14 protein-coding genes are annotated in these 16,856 nt (G+C 61.9%); 3 read left to right on the forward strand and 11 right to left on the reverse strand.

Translation table 11 applies throughout. From position 1 onward, the window contains the following. The first annotated feature begins 14 nt into the window (after positions 1 to 14). Positions 15 to 875: an archaetidylserine decarboxylase gene (gene asd, locus FGE05_RS17180; RefSeq protein WP_139646782.1), complete on the forward strand. Its 861-nt coding sequence runs from the start codon at positions 15 to 17 to the stop codon at positions 873 to 875. 52 nt (positions 876 to 927) lie between these two features. Here the strand turns inward: asd and FGE05_RS29880 are convergent, their stop codons facing one another. Beyond that, positions 928 to 1,071 (reverse strand): hypothetical protein, encoded by a 144-nt coding sequence (locus FGE05_RS29880; RefSeq protein WP_176563017.1) that lies wholly within the window; start codon positions 1,069 to 1,071, stop codon positions 928 to 930. Positions 1,072 to 1,323: 252 nt separating this feature from the next. Here FGE05_RS29880 and FGE05_RS17185 point away from each other — a divergent pair, with 252 nt between their 5' ends. Next, the gene (locus tag FGE05_RS17185; RefSeq protein ID WP_139646784.1) at positions 1,324 to 3,084 is read left to right on the forward strand and encodes a molecular chaperone; all 1,761 of its coding nucleotides are present in this window, start codon (positions 1,324 to 1,326) and stop codon (positions 3,082 to 3,084) included. 189 nt (positions 3,085 to 3,273) lie between these two features. Here FGE05_RS17185 and serB read toward each other — a convergent pair whose 3' ends face one another. Next, on the reverse strand, positions 3,274 to 4,488 hold the full coding sequence (gene serB / locus FGE05_RS17190; RefSeq protein ID WP_041022088.1) for a phosphoserine phosphatase SerB: 1,215 nt from the start codon (positions 4,486 to 4,488) through the stop codon (positions 3,274 to 3,276). A gap of 133 nt (positions 4,489 to 4,621) precedes the next feature. Between serB and FGE05_RS17195 the strand changes: the two genes are divergently transcribed. After that, a complete protein-coding gene (locus FGE05_RS17195; RefSeq protein ID WP_041022087.1) occupies positions 4,622 to 6,136 on the forward strand; it encodes an AhpA/YtjB family protein in 1,515 nt (504 codons plus the stop codon). A gap of 253 nt (positions 6,137 to 6,389) precedes the next feature. Here FGE05_RS17195 and FGE05_RS17200 read toward each other — a convergent pair whose 3' ends face one another. The 9 genes from FGE05_RS17200 to FGE05_RS17240 form a co-directional block, all read right to left on the reverse strand. Continuing rightward, a complete protein-coding gene (locus FGE05_RS17200) occupies positions 6,390 to 7,100 on the reverse strand; it encodes a membrane integrity-associated transporter subunit PqiC (RefSeq protein ID WP_139646786.1) in 711 nt (236 codons plus the stop codon). A 179-nt stretch (positions 7,101 to 7,279) separates the two neighbouring features. Next, positions 7,280 to 9,544 (reverse strand): DNA topoisomerase IV subunit A, encoded by a 2,265-nt coding sequence (gene parC / locus FGE05_RS17205; protein ID WP_041022085.1) that lies wholly within the window; start codon positions 9,542 to 9,544, stop codon positions 7,280 to 7,282. An 84-nt stretch (positions 9,545 to 9,628) separates the two neighbouring features. Beyond that, on the reverse strand, positions 9,629 to 10,615 hold the full coding sequence (locus FGE05_RS17210) for an esterase-like activity of phytase family protein (RefSeq protein WP_139646788.1): 987 nt from the start codon (positions 10,613 to 10,615) through the stop codon (positions 9,629 to 9,631). After that, positions 10,615 to 12,519 carry a DNA topoisomerase IV subunit B gene (parE, locus tag FGE05_RS17215; protein WP_139646790.1) on the reverse strand — a complete coding sequence of 635 codons (1,905 nt, stop codon included), beginning with the start codon at positions 12,517 to 12,519 and terminating at the stop codon, positions 10,615 to 10,617. Before parE ends, FGE05_RS17210 begins: the two co-directional genes overlap by 1 nt. A gap of 42 nt (positions 12,520 to 12,561) precedes the next feature. Next, positions 12,562 to 13,170 carry a YqiA/YcfP family alpha/beta fold hydrolase gene (locus FGE05_RS17220; protein WP_047700387.1) on the reverse strand — a complete coding sequence of 203 codons (609 nt, stop codon included), beginning with the start codon at positions 13,168 to 13,170 and terminating at the stop codon, positions 12,562 to 12,564. 474 nt (positions 13,171 to 13,644) lie between these two features. Continuing rightward, a complete protein-coding gene (locus FGE05_RS17225) occupies positions 13,645 to 14,001 on the reverse strand; it encodes a DUF6124 family protein (protein ID WP_055128695.1) in 357 nt (118 codons plus the stop codon). A gap of 805 nt (positions 14,002 to 14,806) precedes the next feature. Next, a complete protein-coding gene (gene cpdA, locus FGE05_RS17230) occupies positions 14,807 to 15,622 on the reverse strand; it encodes a 3',5'-cyclic-AMP phosphodiesterase (protein WP_139646792.1) in 816 nt (271 codons plus the stop codon). A 111-nt stretch (positions 15,623 to 15,733) separates the two neighbouring features. Further along, complete coding sequence (locus tag FGE05_RS17235; protein ID WP_024781420.1) at positions 15,734 to 16,186, reverse strand: DUF1249 domain-containing protein; 453 nt, start codon at positions 16,184 to 16,186, stop codon at positions 15,734 to 15,736. Next, positions 16,177 to 16,794 carry an NUDIX domain-containing protein gene (locus tag FGE05_RS17240; protein ID WP_139646794.1) on the reverse strand — a complete coding sequence of 206 codons (618 nt, stop codon included), beginning with the start codon at positions 16,792 to 16,794 and terminating at the stop codon, positions 16,177 to 16,179. The genes FGE05_RS17235 and FGE05_RS17240 overlap by 10 nt, the downstream gene beginning before the upstream one ends. Positions 16,795 to 16,856 lie beyond the last annotated feature (62 nt).

Raw genomic sequence — 16,856 nt, forward strand, 5'->3', positions numbered from 1 at the left:
CCTAAGGACATTTAATGAAAAACCGTTTGTTCATCATCACTCAGTACCTGCTGCCCCACCACCTGCTGTCACGGCTGGCCGGCTGTATTGCCGAATGCCGCGTACGCTGGTTCAAGAATGCGTTCACCCAGTGGTTCGCCAAGCGTTATCAAGTGGATATGTCCCAAGCCCTGGTGGAAGACCTGACCGCCTACGAACACTTCAACGCGTTCTTCACCCGGGCCCTGAAAGAAGGCGCGCGGCCACTGGATGAAACACCGGGCGCGATCCTCAGCCCTGCCGACGGCGCCGTCAGTCAGCTCGGCCCCATCGAGCACGGCCGTGTCTTCCAGGCCAAGGGCCACAGCTTCAGCGTGCTGGAACTGCTGGGTGGCGACTCGGCCAACGCCGCACCGTTCATGGGCGGCGATTTTGCGACCATCTACCTGTCTCCCAAGGACTATCACCGCGTGCATATGCCGCTGGCCGGCACCTTGCGGGAGATGGTCTACATTCCGGGCCGTATTTTCTCGGTCAACCAGACCACCGCCGAGAACGTTCCAGAGCTGTTCGCCCGCAACGAACGCGTGGCGTGTATCTTCGACACCGAGCGCGGGCCGATGGCCGTGGTGCTGGTGGGCGCGATGATCGTGGCCTCCATCGAAACCGTCTGGGCCGGGCTGGTCACGCCACCCAAGCGCGAACTGAAGACCTTCCGCTACGACGAAGCCGCCCGCGCGCCGATCCACCTGGAAAAAGGCGCCGAACTGGGCCGCTTCAAACTGGGCTCGACCGCCATCGTGCTGTTCGGGCCAGACCAGGTGAAATGGGCCGAGGAACTGGTGGCCGGCTCGCCGGTGCGGATGGGCCAGGGCCTGGCACTGCCCAAGGCCTAAGGCCACTGCCCTCCCTGTGGGAGCGGGCCTGCTCGTGATAGCGTCAGGTCAGTCAGATCCATACCGACTGATCCGCCATCATCGCGAGCAGGCTCGCTCCCACAATTGTTTCGTGGCGCTTGCGGGTCCTCTGTTCAGCCTTGATCCCCTGTGGGAGCGAGCCTGCTCGTGATAGCGTCAGGTCAGTCAGATCCATACCGACTGATCCGCCATCATCGCGAGCAGGCTCGCTCCCACAATTGTTTCGTGGCGCTTGCGGGTCGTCTGTGCAGCCTTGATCCTCTGTGGGAGCGAGCCTGCTCGCGATAGCGTCAGGCCAGTCACCTCTGTAATAACTGATCCACCGCCCTCGCGAGTAAGCCCGCTCCTACAGATCGGGCACTTCTTTCGGCCACACCTGCTAGAGTTGGAAACATCCCTTTCATTTCCAGCCGGAGCCGTCCACGGCATGAATGAGACCAGCCCTCTCCCACTGTTGCGCGTTTCCACTCCGACGCAATCACGCCTGTCGTTCTGCGAGGCTACGCCACGGGATCTCAAGCGCTGGATTGCCAACTTGCCCAAGGCCAACATCGGCGAAACGGCTCGCCTGTTGTACCAGGCCATCGGCGAACTCAACCTGCTGCTCACCCCCAGCGAGAATCGCCTGCAACTGCTCGAACTGCTGCGACCCGAGGTGTATTACGTCTGCAAGCACCTGGAGCGGCACTTCCTGCAACAGGCCATCGTGCTCGATGAGCGCTCGCGCAAGATCGTCAACCTGTGCCAGGCCCTGCAAAGTCACCTGGCAATGGGCTACAAGCAGATCGTGGCGCGCATCGCACCGAAGTTCACCAAGGACCGGGCCCGCCTGCTGAGCACCGCACTGCAACGGGCGATACATGCCCTCAACGGTCCGCTGCTGCGCGCCACCGAGTTGTACAGCCCGGTGCCGGAAGGTCTATGGCTCGATCTGCACCAGCTGTACCGGATCGCCTGCCAGTACCGGTTGCAACACCAGAGTATCGGCGACGACTTGGTCAGCCAGGTCCAGCAACTGAGCGCCGAGCAAACCTACGTCGTGGCCCTGCTGCTGGGCGCAGCACGCAGCAACCAACTGCGTCAGGGCCAGATCGCACGACTGGCCGAAGTGCTGGAAGCCTGGAGCCAGCGGATCAAGCTGGACCCGACCAGCACCGCCGCCAGCCTGTTCGCCGTTGCGCCGGAGCTGGATGTCGGGCCGCGCTACCGTTCCAAGTTCAGGGCCGAGCAACAACCGGGCCTGCTGGGTGTCGACCTCGAACCGCTGGTGCGCGCGATCACCACTCATCTGGAGCGGCCTGCCGAGAACACCCTGCCGGTACCTGGCGGCATGAGCACCGATACTTTGCAGCATCTGCAAGCCGCCTGGGGTGAAGCCGTCGAACGCAGCTTCCAGCGCACCGAAGGCAATGGCACGTTGACCATTTGCGTAGGCATGAGTGCATTGCACTACTACCTAGGCGGCGAACGCTCCTTCAGCGAAATCCTGAAGGCCCCCGTCACCCGCAAGGCCCGCTTCGAAGCCTCGGCCAGCAAGACCAACGATACCTGGAAGCAAGCCTTCGATGCCGCACCCACGGGGGACAGCGACATGCTGCCCTACGAAGAGATCGAATACCCGGTCAACCCGGCCGACGAAGAGGGTGGAGGGTCGGATAACCAGCATCACTTTCCCACCTACGAACTGCCAATCGTCAATCACAGCCCCGGCGGTTACTGCCTGGGCTGGCCGAAAGATGTACCGGAACAACTTCAGGCCGGGGAAATGATCGGCATTCGGGACACCAATGATCAAGCCTGGAGTGTCGCGGTGGTACGCTGGATCCGCCAGGTTCGCGGCGGTGCCATGCAGATGGGCATCGAGCTGGTCGCCCCCTATGCCCAGCCTTGCGGCGTGCAATTGCTCCGGGAGAAGAACGAATCCAGCCATTACCTGCGAGGGTTATTGTTGCCAGAGATCAGCGCCATCGAACTTCCCGCGACAATGATCGCCCCGCGCCTACCGTTCCAGGAAGGTCAGCAAGTCCTGATCAACACCAACGGCCGGGAGCTCCGGGCGGGCCTGGACCGGCGGGTGACCAGCACCCACAGCTTCAACCAGTTTGCCTATCATCAGGAGGATGCCGGCCCCACCGGGGGTGGCGGTGATCAGGAAGGGGATTTCGATTCGTTGTGGAAGTCGCTTTAACAGACAACCAAGCAACTTTGTGGCGAGGGGATTTATCCCCGCTGGGCTGCCCAGCAGCCCTAAAGCCTGAGTCCTCGGTGCGCCAGGTTGACCGTGTACCTAAATTGGGGCTGCTGCGCAGCCCAGCGGGGCGGGGCGACGTTTCGCTAAATCCCCTCGCCACAAAAGAAAGAAGTCACAGGCCCTGGTTCAGAGCTGCCCGTCGCGATCCCTGAAACCGAGCAGGTACAACACCCCATCCAGCCCCAGGGTGGAGATCGCCTGCCTGGCCGATTGCTTGACCAGCGGCTTGGCCCGGAATGCCACGCCCAGGCCCGCTATCGCCAGCATCGGCAGGTCGTTGGCACCGTCACCCACGGCGATGGTCTGCTCCAGGCGCAGGCCTTCTTTTTCGGCCAGTTCCCGTAGCAAGTCCGCTTTGCGCTGGGCATCGACGATAGGTTCGACGGCCACGCCGGTGACCTTGCCGTCCACCACTTCCAGCTCGTTGGCGAACACGTAGTCGATGCCGAGCTTGGCCTGCAACTGCTTGGCGAAGTAGGTAAAGCCACCGGACAGGATCGCCGTCTTGTAGCCCAGGCGCTTGAGTTCGGCGAACAAAGTTTCGGCACCTTCCGTCAGACGCAGGGAGGCGCCGATGGCGTCCAGCACGCTGACGTCCAGGCCTTGCAGCAACGCCAGGCGCTCCTTGAAACTGGCGCGGAAGTCCAGCTCGCCGGCCATGGCCCGCTCGGTGATGGCCGACACCTTGTCGCCCACGCCGGCAGCCTTGGCCAATTCATCAATGACTTCGGCTTCGATCAAGGTCGAATCCATGTCGAACACCGCCAGGCGCCGATTACGCCGGAACAGCGAGTCTTCCTGGAATGCGATGTCGACGTTCAGTTCCTGGGCCACGCTCAGGAACTCGGCACGCAACGCCTGGGGATCAGCCGGCTCGCCGCGCACGGAAAACTCGATGCAACCCTTGCCCTTGTCCGCCGGGGTGTCCAGCGGCATGCGCCCGGACAAGCGGTCGATGTGATCGATGTTCAGGCCGTATTGGGCGGTGATCGAACTGACGCGCTGCAATTGCTCGGCGGTGACCTTGCGGGTCAACAGGGTAACGATGTGACGCTTCTTGCCCTGGCCAGCCACCCAGTGCTGGTAGTCCGCTTCGGACACCGGCGTGAAACGGACCTGTTGATCGAGCTTGTAAGCGGTGAACAGGATGTCTTTGAGCACCGACTTGCTCTGTTCGGCGTCCGGGATTTCAACCAGGATGCCAAACGACAGCGTGTCGTGGATCACCGCCTGACCGATGTCGAGAATGTTCACACCACCCTGGGCCAGAACGCCGGTAATGGCCGCAGTCAGACCCGGACGGTCGCTGCCAGTGATGTTTATCAGGACGATTTCGCGCAAGGCGCACCCCCGCAGGTGGAAAAAAACCGCATTCTACCCACTTTCAGTGACCATCGGGCACCGCCAGTGCTTTGCCGGTCATGGGGCTGTCGCTATACTGCGCGTCAATTTCACGGACAAAGAGCCGAGCTCAGTGAACCGGCCCACGCCAGTCAAAACCGACAACTTCTTCCTGCTGATCTTCCGTGCACTGCGCCATCGTCGCGTGCCGATTGCATTGCGCATTGCCAGCCATAACGTGATCCTGGTCGCCCTGGCCCTGGTCATCTATGCCTGTGTAATGGGCCTGCAATTCAAGCAGGCGATGCACGAGCAGGCCGATGCCCTGGGGGAAAGCCTGACCACCCAGACCGCCACGTCCGCCACCGAGCTGCTGGTGTCCAACGACATCCTCAGCCTCAACGTGCTGCTCAACAACCTGACCAAGAACAAGCTGGTGGCCCACGCCGCCATCTACAGCGTGGACAACCGCATCCTCGCCGAGGCCGGCCAGCGTCCCAAGCCGGGCCTGCTGGGCGAGTCCGGCGGCATGTACCAGAGCAAGATCACCTTCCAGGACGTGACCGCCGGACAACTGCGCATCAGCCTGGACATGGACCAGTTCCAGCAACCGATGACCATCAGCCTGCAAAGCATGGGCATCCTCAGCGCGATACTGCTGGCACTGGCGCTGGCCTTGAGCCTGCGCCTGGGGCGGCACCTCTCCACGCCACTCCTGCAGCTACGGGTCTGGCTGCGAGACATCGACGAACACACCCCGGCCACCCAGCGCCAGGACGAAATCGGCGATCTGGCGCGGCAGCTGCACGCCAGCTTCGCACCGGAACCTGCGCCCGTGCCGGAGCCCGAGGACATCGACTACGTCGACGATGAGGCCGAACCGGAGTTCGAGGTGCGCAACCTGCGCGATCCCGGCTTCGACGAAAGCCAGCCGATGCCGACGTCCAGGCCCGCGCCTCGCCATGTGGTACGGGCGGTTGAAGACGAAGAAGATGACGACGCCTTCGCCGACCTGCGAGACGAGTCGATTGCCGGGCAACCGCAACCGCTCGCCAGGCCTGCCGCCTCGAACCAGCCACAGCACAGCGCCGTGCTGGCCGTGCAATTGGGCGCCCAGGACCAACTGCGTCGCCTGCCCCAGGCCCGCCTGAAGGAACTGCTCGAACGCTACCGCGATTGCCTCGACCAGGCCGCCTCGCTCTACCAGGGCGAGTTGCACACCCTGAACGACGGCAGCACCCTGATGCTGTTCCATACCGAAGACAGCGGCGACGATTACCTGACCAACGCCATTTGCTGCGGTGAACTGCTGCGGGCCCTGGGTCATCAATTACAGATCGAAGTCGCCGACAGCGGCATCACCCTGCAACTGCAATTGGGCCTGACCCTGGGCGACGGCCTGTTCGGCCTGAGCCAGATCGACCTGCTGCTGACCGAAACCGCCCAGGACGCCCTGGCCTTGTCGCAACACAGCCGCAACCTGCTGCTGGTGGAGCGCAAGATCAACGACGATGCCCTGATTCGCCAGCGCACCCGCATCCGCCCCATCGCCAGCCCCGAAGGCGCATGCTGCGTGGAGCGCTTGATGGAGCCGTACCCTTCGATGCTGGAGCGGCAGCTGGCGCGTATGCATGAGCGCCAGGCCTGAGTCCCGATCGCTGGAATGACTGAGCCCGCAGATGAGTGATTGTCTGCGGGCTTTTTTGTGGCCTTCGCTGGCCTCATCGCGAGCAGGCTCGCTCCCACAAGGACAGCGCTGAACCTGTGAGGGATATCTGTGGTTCTGGACCTGTGGGAGCGAGCCTGCTCGCGATGAGGCCAGCCCAGGCGCCAAAGTTCTATCCCGCAGAAACAACAAAGCCCGCATCAATGCGGGCTTTGTCTTGCATCCAGTCTGGTGATCAGAACCTGAACACTTCCATGTCGGTACGAATCGGCAAGGCCATCGGGATCTTTGGCGACTTCTCCGGTTCCACAGGCTTGGCCTGGGCAGGTGCCGACTTGCGCGGTGCGGCCTCGACCAGCGGAGGCTGGTTGGCCAATGGTTTGAGCGCGACAGACAGCTGCTCGGCCAAACGCTGCAGCAGAACGCCCTGAGCCTGGACCTGTGCAGCAGTACCGCCGGTATGTTGCTCCTGCAGATGAACGATGCGGTTCTCACGAACTTTGCCGCGACGGTCGATCAACCGCCATTGAGCATCGAGCACCGCCGGTTGCGCTTCGCCCGAATCCAGGCGGGTGATCGACAGCAGCACCTGGACATCCGGGGTGAAACCCTGGGTGGCCGGCGCCAATACCACGCGCTGGCTGTCCAGGTGCCCGGCCACTTGGCGCAGCAGCAACTGGTCGATGTCCGAGGAGAGGCTGCCGGCCCAGCGACCGTCAGTGGCAGCCTGCAGGCTACCGTCAGGTTGGCGTTGCAGCAGGGTTTCGCGTTGCAGGTAGTCGGCGATCGACACCGGGCCCAGCAATACAGCCATGCCTGTGCTTTGCGCAGGTTGGGCCGGGTTGCCACTGTCGAGCTGATACAGCGACACTGGTTGATGGACGCTGCAACCCGCCAGGCCAAGCAGGCCGGCGAGCCATAGAATAGGAAGGCGCAGAGCAGTCATCGTTCCATCCAGGTGGCGGCCACAAGGCTTACCACAGTGAAAAAGTACTCGGTCATTATGAAGAACGCTCGGCCACGCCGGCGCTTGAAAGGGCCTATCATCCGTGAATATGCGTTCCGACTCCAGCGCGAAAGCATCGATCTGCGGCTTTTAATCGCAGACCGAGCTGTCTAGCACGCTTAATTGAGGTTTTCGACGAGCAGTGCATCGACCCGCTGAAAACCCCTTGGAAGCTTGTTGCCCCGCCGACCACGTTCACCTTTGTAATGCTCAAGATCGTCTGCTTTGAGTGAGAGCGTACGCTTTCCAGCTTGCAGCACAAGCGTGGCACCCTCCGGCAACACTGCAATATCCGTGACATATTCCTCACGGCTGGCGACCCGTTCGCCAGAAATCCCGATGATCTTATTCCCTTTACCTTTACCTAATTGTGGCAGATCGCTGATTTTGAACACCAGCAGCCTCCCTTCGGTCGTCACCGAAGCAAGCCAGTTGTTATCGCGGTCGAAGACCGGGCGCGGCGCAATGACCTTGGCGTTGTTTGGCAGGCTCAACAACGCCTTGCCCGCCTTGTTCTTGGCTTGCAGATCCTCACCCTTGACGACGAACCCGTAGCCGGCGTCCGACGCAATAACGTACAGCCCGTCATCATCAGGCATCAGCACGCACTCAAAAGTTGCACCCGGTGGTGGCGTCAGACGACCGGTCAGCGGTTCTCCCTGGCCGCGAGCCGATGGCAGGGTATGAGCCGCCACCGAATAACTGCGCCCGGTGGAGTCGATAAACACCGCAAACTGGTTCGAGCGCCCTGGTGCCAGAGCCTTGAAACCGTCCCCGGCCTTGTAGGAAAGCCCTGCCGCGTCGATGTCGTGACCCTTTGCAGAGCGCACCCAGCCTTTTTCCGACAGCACGACGGTCACTTTCTCGTTCGGCAGCAGATCGTGTTCGCTGAGTGCCTTGGCTTCGGCACGTTCCACGATTGGCGAACGACGGTCGTCGCCATAGGTTTCGGCGTCCTTGAGCAGCTCGGTGCGCACCAGCTTCTTGAGCTTGGCCTCGCTACCCAGCAAGGCGAGCAGCTTGGCCTGTTCCTTGAGCAATTCATCCTGCTCGGCACGCAATTTCATCTCTTCCAGCCGCGCCAATTGCCGCAGGCGGGTGTCGAGGATGTAGTCGGCCTGGATTTCACTCAAGGCAAAACGCTCGATCAGGCTCGCCTTCGGATGCTCCTCGGTGCGGATGATGTGGATCACTTCGTCCAGGTTGAGGTAAGCAATCAGCAAACCGTCCAACAGGTGCAGGCGCCGCTCGACCTTGTCCAGGCGGAACTGCAGACGTCTGCGCACCGTTTTGACACGGAATTCCAGCCATTCCACCAACAGCGCCCGCAGGTTCTTCAACTGCGGCTTGCCGTCCAAGCCAATGATGTTGATGTTGACCCGGTAGCTAGACTCCAGATCGGTGCTGGCGAACAGGTGCTGCATCAACGCGTCGTGGTCGACCCGGCTGTTGACTGGAATGATCACGATGCGGCATGGGTTCTCATGGTCCGACTCGTCACGCAAGTCGGCCACTTGCGGCGCTTTCGAAGGTTTTGCCTGCATCATCGCGGCAATCTGCTCCAGCACCTTGGCCCCGGAGACCTGGTGTGGCAGCGCGGTGACGATGATGTCGCCGTCTTCGATGTGATACACGGCGCGCATGCGCACCGAACCGCGGCCGCTCTCGTAGATTTTCAGCAAATCGGCGCGCGGGGTGATGATTTCCGCTTCGGTCGGATAGTCCGGGCCCTGGATGTGCTCGCAGAGCTGCTCCACCGTGGCTTTCGGCTCGTCCAGCAGACGCACGCACGCCGTGGCCACTTCCCGCAGGTTGTGGGGCGGTACGTCAGTGGCCATGCCCACGGCGATGCCGGTGGTACCATTGAGGAGGATATTCGGCAAACGTGCCGGCAAAACCAGAGGTTCATCGAGGGTGCCATCGAAGTTCGGCCCCCAGTCCGCCGTGCCCTGACCCAGCTCGCTGAGCAGCACCTCGGAATAACGCGACAGCCGCGCCTCGGTGTAACGCATGGCCGCGAACGACTTGGGATCGTCTGGCGCCCCCCAGTTACCCTGGCCATCCACCAAGGTGTAGCGGTAGCTGAACGGCTGGGCCATCAGCACCATGGCTTCGTAGCAGGCCGAATCGCCGTGGGGGTGGAACTTGCCGAGCACGTCACCGACGGTCCGCGCCGACTTCTTGTGCTTGGAATCGGCGTCCAGTCCCAACTCACTCATGGCATAGACGATCCGCCGCTGGACCGGCTTCAAGCCGTCGCCAATGTGCGGCAGGGCGCGGTCCATGATCACGTACATGGAGTAATTGAGGTAGGCATTTTCGGTGAAGTCAGCCAGCGATCGGCGCTCTACGCCGTCCAAGCTGTCTGCAAGAATGTCGCTCATGCGGGCCTCATCAGTTCGTTGTCTGGCGCAACGGCATGCTGCCATCGCGCTGGGTAGATTCAAATAGGTTCAGGGGTGGCCGGCTCATGGCGAGGCGCTCCAGCCACCATCGGGTGCAGCGAAGCGCCAGATGATCGGCCGTTCTTCGCCGTCGGCCCGCGGCCCGTCATTGTTGTCCAGGCCAACCCAGGCGCCCTTGGCGTCCACTACCAGGGCCTCGGCCAGCCCGTAGGCCTGGGAATAGCGACGATTGTCCTGCAAGGCCTCGGCGGCAAACGACCAGCAGCGCTCGACTTCAGCGGTCTGGGGGTCGCGGCGGCAGATCTGAAAGGCGTTGCGCTCCAGGGTGAACAGCTTGCCGTCGAACAGGGACAGGTCGGCAAAATCCCGAGATACCGCCTTGGCATTGGGAAACTGCGCTGGCTGCATTTCCTGCCCGGCTTCGCTCAACAGCACACAATGACCATCACAGTCCCACACCGTTTGCTGACGCTTGATCAACAGCACACCACGTCGCTCCCGTTCCGCCGCCAGCCACAGCCGGTCGCCGGCCGGGTTCACCGCCAGGCCTTCAAACAATGCATTGAAATGCAGCAACATACCGCTGGCACGGGCCTCGCGGATCATTGTCGGCGCAATCTTCAACCAGGACACTTCGCCCAGCGGCGGCACCTGCAGCACGGCGGCATGGGATTCGCTGACCACATAGCGATTGCCAGCGCTGTCGCAGCTGATGCCTTCGAAATCCAGCTCGCCACCGCGCAGGAACGACGCCGCCCAGGTACGCGACCTCAGCCCCCAGGGCAAACCGCTGTCCGGCGCCTGCGGCACGTCGATGATCAACGCCTGGGCAGGCCAGGCCCCATCACCGGAGGTGTCGAGGCGATAAATGCGGTCATCGTCGCGATCCGACACCGTCCACATCTCATCGCCGCAGAGGGCCAGCCCGGACAGATTGCCGCCGCGCATGCCGTCGACAGCGTGCTCGGACAGCAACTTCAATTCCGGTGCAGGCCCAGCGAACACGGCCCCCGCCCACAGCAACAGCGCCAGGGCGAAACCGTTGCGCATCAGGCCAACACCTCGGCCAGATCGCCCTTGGACTCGAGCCAGGACTTGCGATCGCCGGCACGTTTCTTCGCCAGCAGCATGTCCATCATTTCCGACGTCGCGGCGAAATCGTCCAGGGTCAGCTGTACCAGGCGACGGGTGTTCGGGTCCATGGTGGTTTCGCGCAGCTGCGGCGGGTTCATCTCGCCCAGACCCTTGAATCGGGTGACCTGTGGCTTGCCGCGCTTCTTCTCGGCCACCAACCGGTCAAGGATGCCGTCTCGCTCGGCCTCGTCCAAGGCGTAGTAGATTTCCTTGCCCAAATCGATGCGATACAGCGGCGGCATCGCGACGTAGACGTGACCGGCGTCCACCAGCGGACGGAAATGCTGGACGAACAAGGCGCACAGCAAGGTGGCGATGTGCAGGCCGTCGGAGTCGGCGTCAGCGAGGATGCAGATCTTGCCGTAACGCAACTGGCTCATGTCCTCCGCGCCCGGATCGACCCCGATGGCCACGGCGATGTTGTGCACTTCCTGGCTGGCCAGTACTTCGCTGCCGTCCACTTCCCAGGTGTTGAGGATCTTGCCCCGCAACGGCAGGATCGCCTGGAATTCCTTGTCTCGAGCCTGCTTGGCCGAGCCACCGGCAGAATCACCTTCCACCAGGAACAGCTCGGAACGCATAGGGTCCTGCCCCGCGCAATCGGCGAGCTTGCCCGGCAACGCCGGCCCCTGGGTGATGCGCTTGCGCTCGACCTTCTTGCTGGCCTTGAGACGACGGCCGGCGTTGCTGATCGCCAACTCCGCCAGGGCCAGACCGGTTTCCGGGTTGGCATTGAGCCACAGGCTGAACGCATCCTTGACCACACCGGACACAAACGCCGCCGCTTCACGGGACGACAAGCGCTCCTTGGTTTGCCCGGAGAACTGCGGCTCCTGCATCTTCATCGACAGCACGAAGGCAATGCGCTCCCACACGTCCTCCGGCGCCAGCTTCACCCCACGGGGCAGCAGGTTGCGGAATTCGCAGAACTCACGCATCGCATCGAGCAGGCCCTGGCGCAACCCGTTGACGTGGGTACCGCCCTGGGCCGTGGGAATCAGGTTGACGTAGCTTTCCTGGACGCTCTCGCCCCCCTCGGGCAACCACAACAGCGCCCAGTCGACCGCCTCTTTGTTGCCGGCCAGGCTGCCGCAGAACGGTTCGTCGGGCAGGCGCTCAAAACCACTGACCGCGTCCACCAGGTAAGAGCGCAGGCCATCTTCGTAATGCCACTCGACTTTCTCGCCGGTGGCCTTGTCCTCGAAGCTGACCGACAGCCCCGGGCACAACACGGCCTTGGCCTTGAGCACATGCTTGAGGCGGCTGACGGAAAATTTCGGTGAGTCGAAATACTTCGGATCCGGCGCGAAATACACGCTGGTGCCGGTGTTGCGCTTGCCGACGCTGCCGACCACTTCCAGCTCGGTGGCCTTGTAGCCGTCGGCGAACGTCATCTGGTATTCGTTGCCGTCACGCTTGACCCGCACCCGAACCTGGGTCGACAAGGCGTTGACCACGGAAATACCCACCCCGTGCAGACCGCCGGAGAACTGGTAGTTCTTGTTGGAAAACTTACCGCCCGCGTGGAGCTTGGTGAGAATCAGCTCGACGCCCGACACCCCCTCTTCGGGGTGAATGTCCACCGGCATGCCACGGCCGTCATCGCTGACCTCCAGCGAATGGTCGGCGTGCAGGATGACCTGCACCGATTTGGCGTGCCCGGCCAAGGCTTCGTCGACACTGTTGTCGATGACTTCCTGGGCGAGGTGGTTCGGCCGACTGGTGTCGGTGTACATGCCGGGACGCTTGCGCACCGGGTCGAGGCCCGAGAGGACTTCGATGGCGTCTGCGTTATAGGAGCTAGCGCTGGGAGTGGCCATGGGGTCTCGTCGTCAGTGTTCGAATGAAAAAGGGGCGATGGCTCACAGCGAGGTGAAGTCGATCGCCTGGTACAAATCGGCGCCAATGCCGGCAAAACTCAACAGCGCCGGCAACTGTTGGGCAAACCCCTGGAAACTGTGGTCGCCGCCGGCCTGGATGCGCAAGGCACAGGCACGGTAGTACTGCTGGGCGTGGCGATAATCCAGCGTTTCGTCACCGGTTTGCAACCATACCTGATACCGCTGTGGATCCTGGGGCGCCGGCACTTCCAATGCAGCCAGGGCCGTGACGTGGTCGTGGGTCAATTCCCAGGTTTCATCGGTGTATAAATTCTTTTGCGTGCCCAGGTAGCCGTCGAACATCCGATGGGGGCTGACCGCAGGGTTGATCAACAGCGCCTTGAGGCCGTGGCGCTCGGCCAAGTGAGTCGCATAGTAGCCGCCGAGCGAGCTGCCGACCAGCAGCGGCCGTCCCAGTTGCGCAATTGCTTGTTCCAATTGGGCCATGGCTTCGCGGGGGTGGTGGTGCAGGGCTGGCACCTGCAGCTGATCGCCCAGGCCCAGGCGGGTCATCACGTCGATGAGTTGACGGGCCTTGGTTGAGGCTGGGGCGCTGTTGAAGCCGTGGATGTAGAGGATCGAAGCCGACATGCCAACTCCCTGGGTTTGAGGGCAAAGGCCGGAGTTTACAGGGAGATTGGGGGTGTTTGGGGGACATGCTTTCCGTACAAGGTATTTATACCTGCTTTTTGTGGGAGCGAGCCTGCTCGCGATGGCGGCCTTATTGGGTACATATCCATTGCTGCGGTAACGGCGGCTTACGGTTCCGCTTTTACAGCGGGTTACTTTGGCAAACGCCCCAAAGTAACCAAAGGTCTGTGCCCCACCACTCGGCACCTCGCCTACGCTCGGTGTGCCCTCACTCCGGCATTGCTCCGTGGGCCGCCGCGAAGGGCCATCCATGGCCCAGCGCGGCTAACCCGGCATCCATGCCGGGTTACCCACTACGCAATGCCTGCGTTCGGCCAGCGTGGTTAATGGGGCCTTCAGATCAAAAACAGAGCAAAAGCAAAAGCAAAAGCAAAAAGCGACGTTTCGCTAGATCTCGCCACAGGGAGTGCTGACTTATCGGGGATCGACGACGTCAAGTGCTCGGTTTGCCAGCAGCTCACTGAGTTCGACCATCTGCTGGACGCCGAAGGCTATATGCCGGTTGGAGCCTTCGAGGTTGAAGGCCAGGTCGTTGAGCATCGCATTGGCCGAGGCCAGGGTTTCGCTGAGGTTGGCCAGGAGGGTTTCGCTGTCCAGGTCTTCGACGACGGTGAATAGCTGGCCGGGGGATGGTTTCTTTTTGGCCTGGGGTTCTGGGGCGAGGTAGAAGTTGAGGGCGCGTTCGGCGGCTTCGTCGAGTTTTTTGGCGTCGAGGCCGGTGTGGGGTGCGGTGGGATCGGTTTTTGGGGGATTGGGGGTAACTTTGAACATGGTGAGGTTCCTTTTACCAAGTGGAACCGCCACGTCTCGTTTTCCAGTCGAGAGGTGGCAGCTATGCGAGGGCTGGAAAAACCGAGGTAAAAGGAAAACCCGGCAGACTCGAAAGTCTCCCACGCACAGCCGCCATAACGCAGAACTGCACAGCTAAAGCACGGCAGTATCTCACGTGGTGCACTGTTACGCCTTTTACTCTTCGGGTTTTCCAGGCCCGGTCGCTGATTGCAGCGACCGAAAAAGGTTAGCGAGAACCCTTCCCACCCGGCAACCGCCAGAACTCGTCGGAAAATTCCACCTGAATGTCCGACCATTCCCACAGATTTAGGTCGACTGTAAAGCCGCCATCGCGAGCAGGCTCGCTCCCACAGGGGGACGAGGTATGGCCCAAGAGACAGGTCGGCCTTCAGGACGCCTTCGCGGGCAAGCCCGCTCCCACAGGGGACCAAGGTCAGCCGCAAGAACAGGCCGGCCACAAGGCCGCCTCGCCGTTGCTTTTGCTTTTGCTTTGCTTTGCTTTTGATCTTTGGGCCCCGTTAACCACGACGGCCGAACGCAGGTATTGCGTAGTGGGCAACCCGGCATGGATGCCGGGTTAGCCGCGCTGGGCCATGGATGGCCCTTCGCGGCGGGCCCACGGAGCAATGCCGGAGTGAGGGAACACCTCGCCTGGGCGAGGTGCCGAGTGGTGGGGCCAAGCCTTTTTGGTTACTTTTGGGGCGTTTGCCAAAAGTAACCCGCCGTAAGGGCGGAACCGTAAGTAGCCGTTACCGCAGCAACGGATATGTACTCAGTCAACAGCTCAATACCCCTCAGCCCCATAATCAACCACAAACTCAAACCCAACCACCCGCTCAACCCCCGTCTCCAACCGCCCATCCGGCAGAAGCCGCAACCACCGATACCCCGGCGCCTGCTCACCCACCGCAAAATCCACAGACCCAGGCTCAAACTGAATACAGGTAGAAGGCGAAGCCAACAAACGCACCCCCTCACGCACCTGATCGACCTCCTGGTGCACATGCCCCCAAAGCACCCCCCGCACCTGCGGAAACCGATCCAACACCGCAAACAGCGCATCTGGATTGCGCAACCCAATGGGCGCCATCCACTCACACCCGATCGACACCGGATGATGATGCAGACACACCAGATGATGCCGCTCCGGCGCCTCGCTCAAAGCATTGGCCAACAGGATCAACTGCTCCGGCGCCAGGAACCCCGGCACCGAACCCGGCACCGCAGAGTCCAGCAGGGTGATGCGCCAATTCCCGATGTCGACCACAGGATCGAGCAGCATGCTCTGGACCGCTGCCTGGAGCATCACCTGCGGCTCATCATGGTTACCCGGAATCCAACGCGCCGGCGCATCGATCCGAGCGCTCATCTGGTGGAACGCTTCATAGGATTGCAGCGTCCCGTCCTGGGACAAATCCCCGGTGGCAAGCATCAGGTCGATGTTCGGCTGCTGCTTCAGGACCAGGTCAATGACCGCCCGCAGGCTGTCGCGGGTGTTCATGCCCAGCAGCGAGCCGTCGGCCTCGGCGAACAGGTGGCTGTCGGACAGTTGGACCAGCAACACCGGATCGGCGGCGGTCAGGGTGGATACGCTCGGCAAATCGCTCGCTCCCAGGCGCGATCACGCCATTGGATGAAGTCGCAATTATGCTGGGGTTGATCGAAAGGGGAAACCCGCGAACCGGAACCGGTTCACAGACAGCGCACTGCACTAGCGAACCACTTCGAACTCGTGACCCAGCGCCAGGCAATGACTCAGCCACTCACCCAGGAACAGATTCAACTGGGCCTTTTCGTCCGGCTGGTGCATCGAGGCATTGGGGTAAGGATAGATGCCACGAAAGCGTCTAGCATGTTCGGCGCTCACCACTTCGGCCATGCGCGCATCGTGATAGACCTGAACCTCCAGCTGCGGCACCGGCAGCCAGGGCAGGCTGTGTTCCTGGCGCACTTGCAAGGTGGTGGTGTACGGACAGGTCTGCAGCACTTCGAGCGCCAGCACCCCGAGCATCTGGTCGCCGTGGGTCACGGCGATGCGGCGCGGTGCCGGGTCGTTGCGCATGTCCGGCAACAAGCGCATCAGGCGGGCGTAGTTTGCCTCGCAGGCGGCTTGCAGCCCGACCAGATCGACGCGATAGCGATCGCGCAGCTTGCTTAAGACCATAGCCCCCTCACTTCATCGCGATTCAAGGCCAGCCATTGCAAGGCAATGATGCTGGCCGCATTGCAGATTCGCCCGTCGCGTACCGCCTGCAAGGCATCCTCGAAAGCCCAGGCTTTCACGCGAATGTCTTCGGCTTCCTCCACAAGCCCATGCAGGCCGCTGGCCCCCGTGCTGTCGCAACGCCCCAGGTAAAGATGTACGAATTCATCGCTGCCGCCCGGCGATGGAAAATATTTGGTCATCGGCCAAAGCGCGGCGAAGTCCAGCCCAGCTTCCTCCTGCGCTTCGCGATGAGCAACTTCTTCCGGTTGCTCGTCCTTGTCGATCAGGCCCGCCACCAGCTCCACCAGCCAAGGGTTGGGGGTCTTGCCCATGGCACCGACACGAAACTGCTCGATCAACACCACCTCGTCGCGCTGCGGGTCGTAGGGCAAGACGCACACTGCGTCATGGCGCACGAACAACTCACGGCTGATTTCACGGCTCATGCCGCCGGCGAACAATTCATGGCGCAGCCGGATGCGATCGAGTTTGTAGAAACCCTGGTAGCAGCTGTCGCGCTTGATAATGTCCACGGTGGTCGGTGTGGCGTTGGCGAAATCAGTCATGGCAGTCCTCGTCTGGAGCAATCGATTCGAGGTTCCTACCTCGGCTTCGCGCCATCCTAACG

Source organism: Pseudomonas sp. ICMP22404, from assembly GCF_006227205.1.
GTDB lineage: Bacteria > Pseudomonadota > Gammaproteobacteria > Pseudomonadales > Pseudomonadaceae > Aquipseudomonas.